General features: G+C 44.7%; 10 protein-coding genes, 2 tRNA genes and 3 rRNA genes. 14 read left to right on the top strand and 1 reads right to left on the bottom strand.

Annotated elements, in window-relative coordinates:
• From dnaA to rrf, 12 genes are all read left to right on the top strand, one after another.
• Window positions 1-1,341, top strand: a complete 1,341-nt coding sequence (dnaA, locus tag NSQ83_RS00005; RefSeq protein ID WP_003242674.1) for a chromosomal replication initiator protein DnaA — start codon at window positions 1-3, stop codon at window positions 1,339-1,341.
• Between the two features lie 188 nt (window positions 1,342-1,529).
• Window positions 1,530-2,666, top strand: coding sequence for a DNA polymerase III subunit beta (gene dnaN, locus NSQ83_RS00010; RefSeq protein WP_003242509.1), 1,137 nt, complete (start codon window positions 1,530-1,532; stop codon window positions 2,664-2,666).
• 130 nt (window positions 2,667-2,796) lie between these two features.
• Entirely contained in the window at window positions 2,797-3,012 is a 216-nt protein-coding gene (rlbA, locus tag NSQ83_RS00015; RefSeq protein ID WP_003226810.1) for a ribosome maturation protein RlbA, read from the top strand.
• A gap of 15 nt (window positions 3,013-3,027) precedes the next feature.
• On the top strand, window positions 3,028-4,140 hold the full coding sequence (gene recF, locus NSQ83_RS00020) for a DNA replication/repair protein RecF (protein ID WP_003243515.1): 1,113 nt from the start codon (window positions 3,028-3,030) through the stop codon (window positions 4,138-4,140).
• 17 nt (window positions 4,141-4,157) lie between these two features.
• Window positions 4,158-4,403, top strand: a complete 246-nt coding sequence (gene remB, locus NSQ83_RS00025) for an extracellular matrix regulator RemB (protein ID WP_003219266.1) — start codon at window positions 4,158-4,160, stop codon at window positions 4,401-4,403.
• Window positions 4,404-4,457: 54 nt separating this feature from the next.
• Window positions 4,458-6,374 (top strand): DNA topoisomerase (ATP-hydrolyzing) subunit B, encoded by a 1,917-nt coding sequence (gene gyrB / locus NSQ83_RS00030; protein WP_003226808.1) that lies wholly within the window; start codon window positions 4,458-4,460, stop codon window positions 6,372-6,374.
• Between the two features lie 210 nt (window positions 6,375-6,584).
• Window positions 6,585-9,050, top strand: coding sequence for a DNA topoisomerase (ATP-hydrolyzing) subunit A (gene gyrA, locus NSQ83_RS00035; protein WP_003244540.1), 2,466 nt, complete (start codon window positions 6,585-6,587; stop codon window positions 9,048-9,050).
• A 288-nt stretch (window positions 9,051-9,338) separates the two neighbouring features.
• Window positions 9,339-10,888: ribosomal RNA gene (locus tag NSQ83_RS00040) — 16S ribosomal RNA — on the top strand.
• A 102-nt stretch (window positions 10,889-10,990) separates the two neighbouring features.
• A tRNA-Ile gene (locus tag NSQ83_RS00045) sits at window positions 10,991-11,067 on the top strand.
• Window positions 11,068-11,078: 11 nt separating this feature from the next.
• A tRNA-Ala gene (locus NSQ83_RS00050) sits at window positions 11,079-11,154 on the top strand.
• 80 nt (window positions 11,155-11,234) lie between these two features.
• A 23S ribosomal RNA gene (locus NSQ83_RS00055) occupies window positions 11,235-14,162 on the top strand.
• A 54-nt stretch (window positions 14,163-14,216) separates the two neighbouring features.
• Window positions 14,217-14,332: ribosomal RNA gene (rrf, locus tag NSQ83_RS00060) — 5S ribosomal RNA — on the top strand.
• The 16S, 23S and 5S rRNA genes sit together here with 2 tRNA genes alongside, the layout of an rRNA operon.
• 39 nt (window positions 14,333-14,371) lie before the next feature.
• Here the strand turns inward: rrf and NSQ83_RS00065 are convergent.
• Window positions 14,372-15,319, bottom strand: coding sequence for a YaaC family protein (locus tag NSQ83_RS00065; RefSeq protein WP_029317163.1), 948 nt, complete (start codon window positions 15,317-15,319; stop codon window positions 14,372-14,374).
• Between the two features lie 120 nt (window positions 15,320-15,439).
• On the opposite strand from NSQ83_RS00065, the gene guaB reads away from it, so the two are divergent.
• Both guaB and dacA read left to right on the top strand, forming a co-directional pair.
• A complete protein-coding gene (guaB, locus tag NSQ83_RS00070; protein WP_003226803.1) occupies window positions 15,440-16,906 on the top strand; it encodes an IMP dehydrogenase in 1,467 nt (488 codons plus the stop codon).
• A 152-nt stretch (window positions 16,907-17,058) separates the two neighbouring features.
• Window positions 17,059-18,390 carry a D-alanyl-D-alanine carboxypeptidase family protein gene (dacA, locus tag NSQ83_RS00075; protein WP_198879174.1) on the top strand — a complete coding sequence of 444 codons (1,332 nt, stop codon included), beginning with the start codon at window positions 17,059-17,061 and terminating at the stop codon, window positions 18,388-18,390.
• Window positions 18,391-18,446: the final 56 nt, after the last annotated feature.

Here is an 18,446-nt window from a genome sequence, read left to right on the forward strand (position 1 = left end):
ATGGAAAATATATTAGACCTGTGGAACCAAGCCCTTGCTCAAATCGAAAAAAAGTTGAGCAAACCGAGTTTTGAGACTTGGATGAAGTCAACCAAAGCCCACTCACTGCAAGGCGATACATTAACAATCACGGCTCCCAATGAATTTGCCAGAGACTGGCTGGAGTCCAGATACTTGCATCTGATTGCAGATACTATATATGAATTAACCGGGGAAGAATTGAGCATTAAGTTTGTCATTCCTCAAAATCAAGATGTTGAGGACTTTATGCCGAAACCGCAAGTCAAAAAAGCGGTCAAAGAAGATACATCTGATTTTCCTCAAAATATGCTCAATCCAAAATATACTTTTGATACTTTTGTCATCGGATCTGGAAACCGATTTGCACACGCAGCTTCCCTCGCAGTAGCGGAAGCACCCGCGAAAGCTTACAACCCTTTATTTATCTATGGGGGCGTCGGCTTAGGGAAAACGCACTTAATGCATGCGATCGGCCATTATGTAATAGATCATAATCCTTCTGCCAAAGTGGTTTATCTGTCTTCTGAGAAATTTACAAACGAATTCATCAACTCTATCCGAGATAATAAAGCCGTCGACTTCCGCAATCGCTATCGAAATGTTGATGTGCTTTTGATAGATGATATTCAATTTTTAGCGGGGAAAGAACAAACCCAGGAAGAATTTTTCCATACATTTAACACATTGCACGAAGAAAGCAAACAAATCGTCATTTCAAGTGACCGGCCGCCAAAGGAAATTCCGACACTTGAGGACAGATTGCGCTCACGTTTTGAATGGGGACTTATTACAGATATCACACCGCCTGATCTAGAAACGAGAATTGCGATTTTAAGAAAAAAAGCCAAAGCAGAAGGCCTCGATATTCCGAACGAGGTTATGCTTTACATCGCGAATCAAATCGACAGCAATATTCGGGAACTCGAAGGAGCATTAATCAGAGTTGTCGCTTATTCATCTTTAATTAATAAAGATATTAATGCTGATCTAGCCGCTGAGGCGTTGAAAGATATTATTCCTTCCTCAAAACCGAAAGTCATTACGATAAAAGAAATTCAGAGGGTAGTAGGCCAGCAATTTAATATTAAACTCGAGGATTTCAAAGCAAAAAAACGGACAAAGTCAGTAGCTTTTCCGCGTCAAATCGCCATGTACTTATCAAGGGAAATGACTGATTCCTCTCTTCCTAAAATCGGTGAAGAGTTTGGAGGACGTGATCATACGACCGTTATTCATGCGCATGAAAAAATTTCAAAACTGCTGGCAGATGATGAACAGCTTCAGCAGCATGTAAAAGAAATTAAAGAACAGCTTAAATAGCAGGACCGGGGATCAATCGGGGAAAGTGTGAATAACTTTTCGGAAGTCATACACAGTCTGTCCACATGTGGATAGGCTGTGTTTCCTGTCTTTTTCACAACTTATCCACAAATCCACAGGCCCTACTATTACTTCTACTATTTTTTATAAATATATATATTAATACATTATCCGTTAGGAGGATAAAAATGAAATTCACGATTCAAAAAGATCGTCTTGTTGAAAGTGTCCAAGATGTATTAAAAGCAGTTTCATCCAGAACCACGATTCCCATTCTGACTGGTATTAAAATTGTTGCATCAGATGATGGAGTATCCTTTACAGGGAGTGACTCAGATATTTCTATTGAATCCTTCATTCCAAAAGAAGAAGGAGATAAAGAAATCGTAACTATTGAACAGCCCGGAAGCATCGTTTTACAGGCTCGCTTTTTTAGTGAAATTGTAAAAAAATTGCCGATGGCAACTGTAGAAATCGAAGTCCAAAATCAGTATTTGACGATTATCCGTTCTGGTAAAGCTGAATTTAATCTAAACGGACTGGATGCTGATGAATATCCGCACTTGCCTCAGATTGAAGAGCATCATGCGATTCAGATCCCAACTGATTTGTTAAAAAATCTAATCAGACAAACAGTATTTGCAGTGTCCACCTCAGAAACACGCCCTATCTTGACAGGTGTAAACTGGAAAGTGGAGCAAAGTGAATTATTATGCACTGCAACGGATAGCCACCGTCTTGCATTAAGAAAGGCGAAACTTGATATTCCAGAAGACAGATCTTATAACGTCGTGATTCCGGGAAAAAGTTTAACTGAACTCAGCAAGATTTTAGATGACAACCAGGAACTTGTAGATATCGTCATCACAGAAACCCAAGTTCTGTTTAAAGCGAAAAACGTCTTATTCTTCTCACGGCTTCTGGACGGGAATTATCCAGACACAACCAGCCTGATTCCGCAAGACAGCAAAACAGAAATCATTGTGAACACAAAAGAATTCCTTCAGGCCATTGATCGTGCATCTCTTTTAGCTAGAGAGGGACGCAACAACGTTGTAAAACTGTCCGCAAAACCGGCTGAATCCATTGAAATTTCCTCCAACTCGCCGGAAATCGGTAAAGTTGTGGAAGCAATTGTTGCGGATCAAATTGAAGGGGAGGAATTAAATATCTCTTTTAGTCCAAAATATATGCTGGATGCACTAAAGGTGCTTGAAGGAGCGGAAATACGCGTAAGCTTTACAGGTGCTATGAGACCTTTCTTAATTCGCACGCCGAATGATGAAACGATTGTACAGCTTATCCTCCCTGTCAGAACCTATTAATCCGATACACTGCTGCCGACTTGTCGGCAGCTTTTCTATTCGGTATCTGCTCCGACAAGTTTTCCCTTTCCCTAATTCGTTTTTTTTTAGTACAATTAGATATTAGTGATATTTGAAAGAGGTCGATATAATGGCAAATCCGATTTCAATTGATACAGAGATGATTACACTTGGACAATTCTTAAAATTAGCCGATGTGATTCAGTCTGGCGGTATGGCGAAGTGGTTTTTAAGCGAGCATGAAGTGCTTGTGAACGATGAGCCGGACAACCGCCGAGGCAGAAAGCTGTATGTTGGAGATGTGGTAGAGATTGAAGGATTTGGTTCATTTCAAGTCGTCAATTAAAGCGGGTGACACTGATTGTATATCCAGAACTTAGAACTGACATCTTACCGCAACTACGACCATGCTGAACTTCAATTTGAAAATAAAGTAAATGTGATCATCGGAGAAAACGCCCAGGGGAAGACAAACCTCATGGAGGCGATCTATGTCTTGTCCATGGCGAAATCGCACCGGACATCAAATGACAAAGAACTTATACGGTGGGACAAAGACTATGCTAAAATAGAGGGAAGAGTGATGAAGCAAAACGGGGCGATCCCGATGCAGCTCGTTATCTCCAAAAAGGGTAAAAAGGGCAAGGTCAATCATATTGAACAGCAAAAGCTCAGCCAGTATGTCGGGGCCCTCAACACCATTATGTTCGCGCCGGAAGATTTAAATCTTGTAAAGGGAAGCCCTCAAGTGAGAAGGCGGTTTCTTGACATGGAAATCGGACAGGTTTCTCCCGTCTACCTTCATGATCTTTCTCTTTACCAGAAAATCCTTTCCCAGCGGAATCATTTTTTGAAACAGCTGCAAACAAGAAAACAAACTGACCGGACGATGCTCGATGTTCTGACCGATCAGCTTGTAGAAGTTGCAGCAAAAGTCGTCGTAAAACGCCTGCAGTTTACAGCACAGCTCGAGAAATGGGCGCAGCCCATCCATGCAGGCATCTCAAGAGGGCTTGAAGAACTGACCCTGAAATACCATACAGCTCTTGATGTATCAGATCCCCTAGATTTGTCGAAAATAGGAGATAGCTATCAAGAAGCGTTTTCTAAATTAAGAGAAAAAGAAATTGAGCGTGGTGTGACGCTGTCAGGGCCTCATCGTGACGATGTTCTTTTCTATGTGAACGGACGCGATGTGCAGACGTATGGTTCTCAAGGACAGCAGCGAACGACGGCGTTGTCCCTTAAGCTGGCGGAGATTGACCTGATCCATGAAGAAATCGGAGAATATCCCATTTTACTATTGGATGATGTACTGAGTGAACTGGATGATTATCGCCAGTCACACTTGCTTCATACGATCCAAGGCCGTGTACAAACGTTTGTCACAACGACAAGCGTTGATGGCATTGATCACGAAACCTTACGTCAAGCAGGAATGTTCCGTGTGCAAAATGGTGCGTTAGTGAAGTGAAGAAATGAGGTGAGCAATTGTATATTCATTTAGGTGATGACTTTGTGGTTTCAACACGAGATATTGTCGGCATTTTTGACTTTAAAGCCAACATGTCGCCTATTGTTGAAGAATTTCTGAAAAAACAGAAACACAAGGTGGTGCCTTCCGTAAACGGCACGCCCAAATCTATCGTAGTCACGGTTCAGAATATATATTACTCTCCCTTATCTTCCAGCACATTAAAAAAACGTGCGCAATTTATGTTTGAAATAGATTCTTAGAAATTTTTTATCACGAATATATCGTTTAGAAAAGTGTAGGTGAATGACGTGGCTATGGAACAGCAGCAAAACAGTTATGATGAAAATCAGATACAGGTACTAGAAGGATTGGAAGCTGTTCGTAAAAGACCGGGGATGTATATCGGTTCGACAAACAGCAAAGGCCTTCACCACCTGGTATGGGAAATTGTCGACAATAGTATTGACGAAGCCCTCGCCGGTTATTGTACGGATATCAATATCCAAATCGAAAAAGACAACAGTATCACGGTTGTAGATAATGGCCGCGGTATTCCAGTCGGTATTCATGAAAAAATGGGCCGTCCTGCGGTAGAAGTCATTATGACGGTACTTCATGCCGGAGGAAAATTTGACGGAAGCGGCTATAAAGTATCCGGAGGATTACACGGTGTAGGTGCGTCTGTCGTAAACGCACTATCAACAGAGCTTGATGTGACGGTTCACCGTGACGGTAAAATTCACCGCCAAACCTATAAACGCGGAGTTCCGGTTACAGACCTTGAAATCATTGGCGAAACGGATCATACAGGAACGACGACACATTTTGTCCCGGACCCTGAAATTTTCTCAGAAACAACCGAGTATGATTACGATCTGCTTGCTAACCGCGTGCGTGAATTAGCCTTTTTAACAAAGGGTGTAAACATCACGATTGAAGATAAACGTGAAGGACAAGAGCGCAAAAATGAATACCATTACGAAGGCGGAATTAAAAGTTATGTAGAGTATTTAAACCGCTCTAAAGAGGTTGTCCATGAAGAGCCGATTTACATTGAAGGCGAAAAGGACGGCATTACGGTTGAAGTGGCTTTGCAATACAATGACAGCTACACAAGCAACATTTACTCGTTTACAAACAACATTAACACGTACGAAGGCGGTACCCATGAAGCTGGCTTCAAAACGGGCCTGACTCGTGTTATCAACGATTACGCCAGAAAAAAAGGGCTTATTAAAGAAAATGATCCAAACCTAAGCGGAGATGACGTAAGGGAAGGGCTGACAGCGATTATTTCAATCAAACACCCTGATCCGCAGTTTGAGGGCCAAACGAAAACAAAGCTGGGCAACTCAGAAGCACGGACGATCACCGATACGTTATTTTCTACAGCGATGGAAACATTTATGCTGGAAAATCCAGATGCAGCCAAAAAAATTGTCGATAAAGGCTTAATGGCGGCAAGAGCAAGAATGGCTGCGAAAAAAGCCCGTGAACTAACACGCCGTAAGAGTGCTTTGGAAATTTCAAACTTGCCCGGTAAGTTAGCGGACTGCTCTTCAAAAGATCCGAGCATCTCCGAGTTATATATCGTAGAGGGTGACTCTGCCGGAGGCTCTGCTAAACAAGGACGCGACAGACATTTCCAAGCCATTTTGCCGCTTAGAGGTAAAATCCTAAACGTTGAAAAGGCCAGACTGGATAAAATCCTTTCTAACAACGAAGTTCGCTCTATGATCACAGCGCTCGGCACAGGTATTGGGGAAGACTTCAACCTTGAGAAAGCCCGTTACCACAAAGTTGTCATTATGACAGATGCCGATGTTGACGGCGCACACATCAGAACACTTCTGTTAACGTTCTTTTACAGATATATGCGCCAAATTATCGAAAATGGCTACGTGTACATTGCACAGCCGCCGCTCTACAAGGTTCAACAGGGGAAACGCGTTGAATATGCGTACAATGACAAGGAGCTTGAAGAGCTGTTAAAAACTCTTCCTCAAACGCCTAAGCCTGGACTGCAGCGTTACAAAGGTCTTGGTGAAATGAATGCCACCCAGCTATGGGAGACAACCATGGATCCTAGCTCCAGAACACTTCTTCAGGTAACTCTTGAAGATGCAATGGATGCGGACGAGACTTTTGAAATGCTTATGGGCGACAAGGTAGAACCGCGCCGAAACTTCATAGAAGCGAATGCGAGATACGTTAAAAATCTTGACATCTAATCATAAAAAGCCTTATTTCCAATAAGAAATAAGGCTTTTTTCTGAACAAGATCTGATGCAGCAATGCTTGCAGTACCTATATATTCTAGCAATTTAATGTGTATAATCATAAGTTTATTGATATAATGGAGAATAGTGAAATCGTATTGAAGATCATAATGGACAATCTACTCCCACATATTTCATGTGATACTTCAGGGAGGTTTTTTAATGAGTGAACAAAACACACCACAAGTTCGTGAAATAAATATCAGTCAGGAAATGCGTACGTCCTTCTTGGATTATGCAATGAGCGTTATCGTGTCCCGTGCTCTTCCAGATGTTCGAGACGGTTTAAAACCGGTTCATAGACGGATTTTGTATGCAATGAATGATTTAGGCATGACAAGTGACAAGCCTTATAAAAAATCCGCGCGTATCGTTGGAGAAGTTATCGGGAAATACCACCCGCACGGTGATTCAGCGGTATATGAATCCATGGTCAGAATGGCTCAGGATTTCAACTACCGTTATATGCTCGTTGACGGTCACGGAAACTTCGGTTCTGTTGACGGAGACTCAGCGGCGGCCATGCGTTATACAGAAGCAAGAATGTCTAAAATCTCAATGGAGATTCTTCGCGACATCACAAAAGACACAATCGATTACCAGGATAACTATGACGGGTCAGAAAGAGAACCTGTCGTTATGCCTTCAAGGTTCCCGAATCTGCTCGTGAACGGTGCTGCCGGCATTGCGGTAGGTATGGCAACAAACATTCCTCCGCACCAGCTGGGAGAAATCATTGACGGTGTACTTGCTGTCAGTGAGAATCCGGACATTACAATTCCAGAGCTTATGGAAGTCATTCCAGGGCCTGATTTCCCGACCGCGGGTCAAATCTTGGGACGCAGCGGTATCCGGAAAGCATACGAATCAGGCCGAGGCTCTATCACGATCCGGGCAAAAGCTGAGATCGAACAAACATCTTCGGGTAAAGAAAGAATTATCGTTACAGAGTTACCTTACCAAGTGAATAAGGCGAAATTAATTGAGAAAATTGCTGATCTCGTAAGGGACAAAAAGATAGAGGGTATCACAGATCTGCGTGATGAGTCAGATCGTACAGGTATGAGAATTGTCATTGAAATCAGACGCGACGCCAATGCAAATGTCATCTTAAACAATCTGTACAAACAAACTGCTCTACAAACATCTTTTGGCATCAACCTGCTTGCACTTGTTGATGGCCAGCCGAAAGTTTTAACTCTTAAGCAATGCCTAGAGCATTACCTTGACCATCAAAAAGTTGTCATTAGACGCCGTACTGCTTATGAATTGCGTAAAGCGGAAGCGAGAGCTCATATCCTGGAAGGATTGAGAGTTGCACTGGATCATCTCGATGCAGTTATCTCCCTTATCCGTAATTCTCAAACGGCTGAAATTGCGAGAACAGGTTTAATTGAACAATTCTCACTGACAGAGAAGCAAGCACAAGCGATCCTTGATATGAGGCTCCAGCGTTTAACGGGACTGGAACGTGAAAAGATAGAAGAAGAATACCAATCTCTTGTTAAATTAATTGCAGAGCTAAAAGACATCTTGGCAAATGAATATAAAGTGCTTGAGATCATTCGTGAAGAACTCACGGAAATCAAAGAGCGTTTTAACGATGAAAGACGTACTGAGATCGTCACTTCTGGACTGGAGACAATTGAAGATGAAGATCTCATCGAGAGAGAAAATATCGTAGTTACTCTGACGCACAACGGATACGTCAAACGTCTTCCTGCATCAACTTACCGCAGTCAAAAACGAGGCGGAAAAGGTGTACAAGGTATGGGAACAAACGAAGATGATTTCGTTGAGCATTTGATCTCTACGTCAACTCATGACACGATTCTCTTCTTCTCGAACAAGGGGAAAGTGTATCGTGCAAAAGGGTATGAAATCCCTGAATACGGCAGAACGGCAAAAGGAATCCCGATTATTAACCTGCTGGAGGTAGAAAAGGGTGAGTGGATCAACGCGATTATTCCAGTCACGGAATTCAATGCGGAGCTTTACCTTTTCTTCACTACAAAGCATGGGGTTTCAAAACGAACATCGCTATCTCAATTCGCTAATATCCGCAACAATGGTCTAATCGCTCTGAGTCTTCGTGAAGATGATGAACTGATGGGTGTACGTCTGACTGACGGCACAAAACAAATCATCATTGGAACGAAAAACGGTTTACTGATCCGTTTCCCTGAAACAGATGTCCGGGAGATGGGAAGAACTGCGGCGGGCGTAAAAGGCATCACCCTGACGGATGACGACGTTGTTGTCGGCATGGAGATATTAGAGGAAGAATCACACGTCCTTATCGTAACTGAAAAAGGGTACGGAAAACGAACTCCGGCTGAAGAGTACAGAACCCAAAGCCGGGGCGGAAAAGGACTCAAAACAGCGAAAATCACCGAGAACAACGGCCAACTAGTAGCAGTGAAAGCTACTAAAGGTGAAGAGGATCTAATGATTATTACAGCTAGCGGCGTACTCATCAGAATGGACATCAATGATATCTCCATCACCGGACGTGTCACTCAAGGTGTGCGTCTCATCAGAATGGCAGAAGAAGAGCATGTTGCTACAGTAGCTTTAGTAGAGAAAAACGAAGAAGATGAGAATGAAGAAGAACAAGAAGAAGTGTGAGAAAAAGCGCAGCTGAAATAGCTGCGCTTTTTTGTGTCATAACCCTTTACAGTCATAAAAATTATGGTATAATCATTTCTGTTGTCTTTTTAAAGACACAAGTATGACCATTATGACTAGTAAAAACTTTTTTAAAAAAGTATTGACCTAGTTAACTAAAAATGTTACTATTAAGTAGTCGCTTCGAGAGAAGCACACAAAGTTCTTTGAAAACTAAACAAGACAAAACGTACCTGTTAATTCATTTTTATAAATCGCACAGCGATGTGCGTAGTCAGTCAAACTACTTTATCGGAGAGTTTGATCCTGGCTCAGGACGAACGCTGGCGGCGTGCCTAATACATGCAAGTCGAGCGGACAGATGGGAGCTTGCTCCCTGATGTTAGCGGCGGACGGGTGAGTAACACGTGGGTAACCTGCCTGTAAGACTGGGATAACTCCGGGAAACCGGGGCTAATACCGGATGGTTGTTTGAACCGCATGGTTCAAACATAAAAGGTGGCTTCGGCTACCACTTACAGATGGACCCGCGGCGCATTAGCTAGTTGGTGAGGTAACGGCTCACCAAGGCAACGATGCGTAGCCGACCTGAGAGGGTGATCGGCCACACTGGGACTGAGACACGGCCCAGACTCCTACGGGAGGCAGCAGTAGGGAATCTTCCGCAATGGACGAAAGTCTGACGGAGCAACGCCGCGTGAGTGATGAAGGTTTTCGGATCGTAAAGCTCTGTTGTTAGGGAAGAACAAGTACCGTTCGAATAGGGCGGTACCTTGACGGTACCTAACCAGAAAGCCACGGCTAACTACGTGCCAGCAGCCGCGGTAATACGTAGGTGGCAAGCGTTGTCCGGAATTATTGGGCGTAAAGGGCTCGCAGGCGGTTTCTTAAGTCTGATGTGAAAGCCCCCGGCTCAACCGGGGAGGGTCATTGGAAACTGGGGAACTTGAGTGCAGAAGAGGAGAGTGGAATTCCACGTGTAGCGGTGAAATGCGTAGAGATGTGGAGGAACACCAGTGGCGAAGGCGACTCTCTGGTCTGTAACTGACGCTGAGGAGCGAAAGCGTGGGGAGCGAACAGGATTAGATACCCTGGTAGTCCACGCCGTAAACGATGAGTGCTAAGTGTTAGGGGGTTTCCGCCCCTTAGTGCTGCAGCTAACGCATTAAGCACTCCGCCTGGGGAGTACGGTCGCAAGACTGAAACTCAAAGGAATTGACGGGGGCCCGCACAAGCGGTGGAGCATGTGGTTTAATTCGAAGCAACGCGAAGAACCTTACCAGGTCTTGACATCCTCTGACAATCCTAGAGATAGGACGTCCCCTTCGGGGGCAGAGTGACAGGTGGTGCATGGTTGTCGTCAGCTCGTGTCGTGAGATGTTGGGTTAAGTCCCGCAACGAGCGCAACCCTTGATCTTAGTTGCCAGCATTCAGTTGGGCACTCTAAGGTGACTGCCGGTGACAAACCGGAGGAAGGTGGGGATGACGTCAAATCATCATGCCCCTTATGACCTGGGCTACACACGTGCTACAATGGACAGAACAAAGGGCAGCGAAACCGCGAGGTTAAGCCAATCCCACAAATCTGTTCTCAGTTCGGATCGCAGTCTGCAACTCGACTGCGTGAAGCTGGAATCGCTAGTAATCGCGGATCAGCATGCCGCGGTGAATACGTTCCCGGGCCTTGTACACACCGCCCGTCACACCACGAGAGTTTGTAACACCCGAAGTCGGTGAGGTAACCTTTTAGGAGCCAGCCGCCGAAGGTGGGACAGATGATTGGGGTGAAGTCGTAACAAGGTAGCCGTATCGGAAGGTGCGGCTGGATCACCTCCTTTCTAAGGATATTATACGGAATATAAGACCTTGGGTCTTATAAACAGAACGTTCCCTGTCTTGTTTAGTTTTGAAGGAACTTTGTTCCTTGAATAAGTTAAGATGGGCCTGTAGCTCAGCTGGTTAGAGCGCACGCCTGATAAGCGTGAGGTCGGTGGTTCGAGTCCACTCAGGCCCACCATCTTATATAACGGGGCCTTAGCTCAGCTGGGAGAGCGCCTGCTTTGCACGCAGGAGGTCAGCGGTTCGATCCCGCTAGGCTCCACCAACGTGTTCTTTGAAAACTAGATAACAGTAGACATCACATTCAATAGTAATACAAGATATCACATAGTGATTCTTTTTAACGGTTAAGTTAGAAAGGGCGCACGGTGGATGCCTTGGCACTAGGAGCCGATGAAGGACGGGACGAACACCGATATGCTTCGGGGAGCTGTAAGCAAGCTTTGATCCGGAGATTTCCGAATGGGGAAACCCACCACTCGTAATGGAGTGGTATCCATATCTGAATTCATAGGATATGAGAAGGCAGACCCGGGGAACTGAAACATCTAAGTACCCGGAGGAAGAGAAAGCAAATGCGATTCCCTGAGTAGCGGCGAGCGAAACGGGATCAGCCCAAACCAAGAGGCTTGCCTCTTGGGGTTGTAGGACACTCTGTACGGAGTTACAAAAGAACGAGGTAGATGAAGAGGTCTGGAAAGGCCCGCCATAGGAGGTAACAGCCCTGTAGTCAAAACTTCGTTCTCTCCTGAGTGGATCCTGAGTACGGCGGAACACGTGAAATTCCGTCGGAATCCGGGAGGACCATCTCCCAAGGCTAAATACTCCCTAGTGACCGATAGTGAACCAGTACCGTGAGGGAAAGGTGAAAAGCACCCCGGAAGGGGAGTGAAAGAGATCCTGAAACCGTGTGCCTACAAGTAGTCAGAGCCCGTTAACGGGTGATGGCGTGCCTTTTGTAGAATGAACCGGCGAGTTACGATCCCGTGCAAGGTTAAGCAGAAGATGCGGAGCCGCAGCGAAAGCGAGTCTGAATAGGGCGCATGAGTACGTGGTCGTAGACCCGAAACCAGGTGATCTACCCATGTCCAGGGTGAAGTTCAGGTAACACTGAATGGAGGCCCGAACCCACGCACGTTGAAAAGTGCGGGGATGAGGTGTGGGTAGGGGTGAAATGCCAATCGAACCTGGAGATAGCTGGTTCTCTCCGAAATAGCTTTAGGGCTAGCCTCAAGGTAAGAGTCTTGGAGGTAGAGCACTGATTGGACTAGGGGCCCCTACCGGGTTACCGAATTCAGTCAAACTCCGAATGCCAATGACTTATCCTTGGGAGTCAGACTGCGAGTGATAAGATCCGTAGTCGAAAGGGAAACAGCCCAGACCGCCAGCTAAGGTCCCAAAGTATACGTTAAGTGGAAAAGGATGTGGAGTTGCTTAGACAACCAGGATGTTGGCTTAGAAGCAGCCACCATTTAAAGAGTGCGTAATAGCTCACTGGTCGAGTGACTCTGCGCCGAAAATGTACCGGGGCTAAACGTATCACCGAAGCTGCGGACTGTTCTTCGAACAGTGGTAGGAGAGCGTTCTAAGGGCTGTGAAGCCAGACCGGAAGGACTGGTGGAGCGCTTAGAAGTGAGAATGCCGGTATGAGTAGCGAAAGAGGGGTGAGAATCCCCTCCACCGAATGCCTAAGGTTTCCTGAGGAAGGCTCGTCCGCTCAGGGTTAGTCGGGACCTAAGCCGAGGCCGAAAGGCGTAGGCGATGGACAACAGGTTGATATTCCTGTACCACCTCCTCACCATTTGAGCAATGGGGGGACGCAGGAGGATAGGGTAAGCGCGGTATTGGATATCCGCGTCCAAGCAGTTAGGCTGGGAAATAGGCAAATCCGTTTCCCATAAGGCTGAGCTGTGATGGCGAGCGAAATATAGTAGCGAAGTTCCTGATTCCACACTGCCAAGAAAAGCCTCTAGCGAGGTGAGAGGTGCCCGTACCGCAAACCGACACAGGTAGGCGAGGAGAGAATCCTAAGGTGATCGAGAGAACTCTCGTTAAGGAACTCGGCAAAATGACCCCGTAACTTCGGGAGAAGGGGTGCTCTGTTAGGGTGCAAGCCCGAGAGAGCCGCAGTGAATAGGCCCAGGCGACTGTTTAGCAAAAACACAGGTCTCTGCGAAGCCGTAAGGCGAAGTATAGGGGCTGACGCCTGCCCGGTGCTGGAAGGTTAAGAGGAGCGCTTAGCGTAAGCGAAGGTGCGAATTGAAGCCCCAGTAAACGGCGGCCGTAACTATAACGGTCCTAAGGTAGCGAAATTCCTTGTCGGGTAAGTTCCGACCCGCACGAAAGGCGCAACGATCTGGGCACTGTCTCAACGAGAGACTCGGTGAAATTATAGTACCTGTGAAGATGCAGGTTACCCGCGACAGGACGGAAAGACCCCGTGGAGCTTTACTGCAGCCTGATATTGAATGTTGGTACAGCTTGTACAGGATAGGTAGGAGCCTTGGAAACCGGAGCGCCAGCTTCGGTGGAGGCATCGGTGGGATACTACCCTGGCTGTATTGACCTTCTAACCCGCCGCCCTTATCGGGCGGGGAGACAGTGTCAGGTGGGCAGTTTGACTGGGGCGGTCGCCTCCTAAAAGGTAACGGAGGCGCCCAAAGGTTCCCTCAGAATGGTTGGAAATCATTCGCAGAGTGTAAAGGCACAAGGGAGCTTGACTGCGAGACCTACAAGTCGAGCAGGGACGAAAGTCGGGCTTAGTGATCCGGTGGTTCCGCATGGAAGGGCCATCGCTCAACGGATAAAAGCTACCCCGGGGATAACAGGCTTATCTCCCCCAAGAGTCCACATCGACGGGGAGGTTTGGCACCTCGATGTCGGCTCATCGCATCCTGGGGCTGTAGTCGGTCCCAAGGGTTGGGCTGTTCGCCCATTAAAGCGGTACGCGAGCTGGGTTCAGAACGTCGTGAGACAGTTCGGTCCCTATCCGTCGCGGGCGCAGGAAATTTGAGAGGAGCTGTCCTTAGTACGAGAGGACCGGGATGGACGCACCGCTGGTGTACCAGTTGTTCTGCCAAGGGCATCGCTGGGTAGCTATGTGCGGACGGGATAAGTGCTGAAAGCATCTAAGCATGAAGCCCCCCTCAAGATGAGATTTCCCATTCCGCAAGGAAGTAAGATCCCTGAAAGATGATCAGGTTGATAGGTCTGAGGTGGAAGTGTGGCGACACATGGAGCTGACAGATACTAATCGATCGAGGACTTAACCACATTTTGAATGATGTCACACCTGTTATCTAGTTTTGAGAGAACACTCTCAATTTGTTTGGTGGCGATAGCGAAGAGGTCACACCCGTTCCCATACCGAACACGGAAGTTAAGCTCTTCAGCGCCGATGGTAGTCGGGGGTTTCCCCCTGTGAGAGTAGGACGCCGCCAAGCAAGCTTAAACCCAGCTCATTGAGCTGGGTTTTTTGTTTGTTAAAAATGAAGAAGAAACTGTGAAGCGTATTTAGGGAATTTCTTTTCTGATACTAATAAAAACTGCTGAATTAACACGTAGTCATCACTTATATGCTGTGTTAATAACTCATACCACCATTCTGTTTCATACCTTGCAATCATCCCAACGTTGTACAAAATCAAATAATGAATTGTCATTTCGGGAAGCCTCAGAAATTGCTCCCTTTGAGAAGGGATATAATATTGGTTCTTTTCCATGTCAAACAATAAGCTGGTCGATGTCCATGGCTCCTTGTCTTGTGGTGAAATTTCGAACAGCAGCCCGTGTTCATTTTTTTTTGTAAAAGACCATTGATAATGATGGGACATGTATTCAGCAAACCTTGAATCAGACATTTTGTAATTGATTACTACTTCCTCCGGTACAAAAATTTCGTTCTTATCCTTCTCAACTTTTGTCATAAATCGTTCTTTCTGCTGAAAGTAGAAAATATCGCTAAGTTCTGGAATGGCCATTAATAATTTTTTCATGGTATACCGTTCATCTACTATATCCGATTGTCCGAATAAATGTTTCATAAAATGCACGCATAGGCCATTTCGTTGTATTTTCACTTCATCATCGCTAAAACAATAATTTTGTTTCTTTCGTTTTCTTGTTGTTACGCCATGTGCCAGTACTGATGTATGGCTTGGATAATGAGGATCACGTGTAATTAAGCATGCTTTGATAAGCTGTGCCATTCCATAAAATAAAAGAATCGGTTTGATTTCTAAGGGAGAATATGCGGCTTGTTTATAAAACGATTCGGCATGCTTTAAGAAATAAATAAACCGTTCACTGTTTTTAAAAGAGTTTTTTTTCGCATCGTCAATACCGTTTAAGATATAAACCTTTTCTAGAAATTTCTGGGTTGATTCAACGGAGTAAAATAGCGCTAAGTCTTTCCACTCATGATATGTCATGTATATTTCTTAATCCTTTCCGTTATCTAAATATTTCAACTCTTTCCCGCTTCCTTGACATGCTCTTGGCTAGTTGATAATCTACATATAATATTTTGCCGAAAAGAGGGGGATTTACTAATGTGGGAAAGTAAATTTTCAAAAGAAGGCTTAACGTTCGACGATGTGCTGCTTGTACCAGCAAAGTCTGAGGTACTTCCGCGTGATGTGGATTTATCTGTAGAACTTACAAAAACGTTAAAGCTAAATATTCCTGTCATCAGCGCAGGTATGGACACTGTAACAGAATCAGCAATGGCAATTGCAATGGCAAGACAGGGCGGCTTGGGCATCATTCACAAAAATATGTCCATTGAACAGCAGGCTGAACAAGTTGATAAAGTAAAGCGTTCTGAGCGCGGCGTTATCACAAATCCCTTCTTTTTAACTCCTGATCACCAAGTATTTGATGCGGAGCATTTGATGGGGAAATACAGAATTTCCGGTGTTCCGATTGTAAATAACGAAGAAGACCAGAAGCTTGTTGGAATTATTACAAACCGTGACCTTCGTTTTATTTCTGACTACTCAATGAAAATTAGCGACGTCATGACGAAAGAAGAGCTAGTTACTGCATCTGTAGGAACTACTCTGGATGAAGCTGAAAAGATTTTGCAGAAACATAAAATTGAAAAGCTTCCTCTCGTAGATGACCAGAATAAATTAAAAGGTCTTATCACAATTAAAGACATTGAAAAAGTCATTGAGTTCCCGAACTCATCTAAAGACATTCACGGCCGCCTGATCGTTGGCGCGGCAGTTGGTGTAACTGGCGATACAATGACTCGCGTCAAAAAGCTTGTTGAAGCCAATGTTGATGTGATTGTTATCGATACAGCTCACGGACACTCTCAAGGCGTTTTAAACACAGTCACAAAAATCCGTGAAACGTATCCCGAATTAAACATTATTGCTGGAAACGTGGCAACAGCTGAAGCGACAAGAGCGCTTATCGAAGCTGGAGCAGACGTTGTCAAAGTTGGAATAGGGCCTGGTTCAATTTGTACTACACGTGTTGTAGCCGGCGTGGGTGTTCCGCAAATTACAGCAATTTATGATTGTGCGACTGAAGCAAGAAAACACGGCAAAACAATCATCGCCGACGGTGGGATTAAATTCTCTGGCGATATCACTAAAGCATTGGCAGCCGGCGGACATGCTGTTATGCTCGGAAGCTTGCTTGCAGGCACATCAGAAAGCCCTGGTGAAACTGAAATCTACCAAGGCAGAAGATTTAAGGTATACCGCGGCATGGGATCAGTTGCTGCAATGGAAAAAGGAAGTAAAGACCGTTACTTCCAAGAAGAAAACAAAAAATTTGTTCCTGAAGGAATTGAAGGACGCACACCTTACAAAGGGCCAGTTGAAGAAACCGTTTATCAGCTAGTCGGAGGCCTTCGTTCTGGTATGGGGTATTGCGGGTCCAAAGATCTGCGTGCGCTAAGAGAAGAAGCTCAGTTCATTCGCATGACTGGCGCAGGACTTCGCGAAAGCCATCCGCATGACGTACAGATTACAAAAGAATCACCTAACTATACAATTTCATAATAAATTGTTACAAATTAAAAACATTTGACAGGGTCTCTGACTCTGTCTATTTTTTTTATACTGATTATGATAAAATTTATACTGTTGTGCATTGAAAATGTCCTTAACGGCTTAATTATAGATGAAGAAAATGAAATACGGAGGTCGTACGATTGAACATCAAGAAATGTAAACAGCTACTGATGTCATTGGTTGTGTTAACTCTAGCTGTCACGTGTCTGGCTCCAATGTCAAAAGCAAAAGCAGCCAGCGATCCAATTGATATCAATGCATCTGCTGCTATTATGATCGAAGCTTCTTCAGGTAAAATTCTTTACAGTAAAAATGCAGATAAGAGACTGCCAATTGCGAGTATGACAAAAATGATGACAGAGTATCTGTTATTGGAAGCAATTGATCAAGGTAAAGTGAAATGGGACCAAACCTATACGCCTGATGACTATGTGTATGAAATTTCCCAAGATAACAGCTTATCAAACGTTCCTCTTCGGAAAGACGGGAAATACACAGTAAAAGAATTATATCAAGCTACAGCAATTTATTCTGCAAATGCTGCTGCTATTGCGATTGCAGAAATCGTTGCCGGTTCTGAAACTAAGTTTGTTGAAAAAATGAATGCAAAAGCAAAAGAACTAGGCTTAACAGATTATAAATTTGTTAACGCAACAGGTCTTGAAAACAAAGATCTTCACGGGCATCAGCCTGAGGGGACAAGCGTAAATGAAGAAAGTGAAGTTTCTGCAAAGGATATGGCAATTCTTGCGGATCACTTGATTACTGACTACCCTGAGGTACTGGAGACTTCCAGTATCGCCAAAACGAAATTCAGAGAAGGCACCGATGATGAAATGGACATGCCGAACTGGAATTTTATGCTGAAGGGGCTTGTCAGCGAGTATAAAAAAGCGACTGTAGACGGACTGAAAACAGGTTCTACTGACTCTGCGGGTTCATGCTTTACAGGAACAGCTGAACGCAACGGTATGCGTGTCATCACTGTTGTTTTAAACGCAAAGGGCAACCTTCATACAGGCCGTTTCGATGAAACGAAAAAAATGTTTGATTATGCTTTCGACAATTTCTCCATGAAAGAAATTTATGCTGAAGGCGATCAAGTAAAAGGCCATAAAACAACTTCAGTTGATAAGGGTAAAGAGAAAGAAGTAGGCATTGTGACAAACAAGGCGTTCTCTCTTCCTGTCAAAAATGGTGAAGAAAAGAATTACAAAGCGAAGGTCACACTGAATAAAGACAACTTAACTGCTCCTGTGAAAAAAGGAACCAAGGTTGGGAAGCTGACTGCGGAATACACAGGTGATGAAAAGGATTACGGATTCCTTAACAGCGATCTGGCTGGCGTAGACCTTGTTACAAAAGAAAATGTAGAAAAAGCAAACTGGTTTGTTTTGACAATGCGCAGTATCGGCGGATTTTTTGCCGGAATTTGGGGAAGCATTGTTGATACGGTAACCGGCTGGTTTTAATCAATTGAAAGAGCTCTGATGGATGTTAGGGCTCTTTCGCGTAATATACTGAAAAA

This window comes from Bacillus sp. PS217 (assembly GCF_037963535.1).
Taxonomy (GTDB): Bacteria; Bacillota; Bacilli; order Bacillales; family Bacillaceae; genus Bacillus; species Bacillus subtilis.

What these genes read in the sequence shown, in the direction of transcription:
- dnaA (WP_003242674.1), top strand. Translation starts at nt 1, where the DNA reads ATGGAAAATATATTAGACCTGTGGAACCAAGCCCTTGCTCAAATCGAA.
- dnaN (WP_003242509.1), top strand. Translation starts at nt 1,530, where the DNA reads ATGAAATTCACGATTCAAAAAGATCGTCTTGTTGAAAGTGTCCAAGAT.
- rlbA (WP_003226810.1), top strand. Translation starts at nt 2,797, where the DNA reads ATGGCAAATCCGATTTCAATTGATACAGAGATGATTACACTTGGACAA.
- gyrB (WP_003226808.1), top strand. Translation starts at nt 4,458, where the DNA reads ATGGAACAGCAGCAAAACAGTTATGATGAAAATCAGATACAGGTACTA.
- gyrA (WP_003244540.1), top strand. Translation starts at nt 6,585, where the DNA reads ATGAGTGAACAAAACACACCACAAGTTCGTGAAATAAATATCAGTCAG.
- NSQ83_RS00065 (WP_029317163.1), bottom strand. Translation starts at nt 15,319, where the DNA reads ATGACATATCATGAGTGGAAAGACTTAGCGCTATTTTACTCCGTTGAA.
- guaB (WP_003226803.1), top strand. Translation starts at nt 15,440, where the DNA reads ATGTGGGAAAGTAAATTTTCAAAAGAAGGCTTAACGTTCGACGATGTG.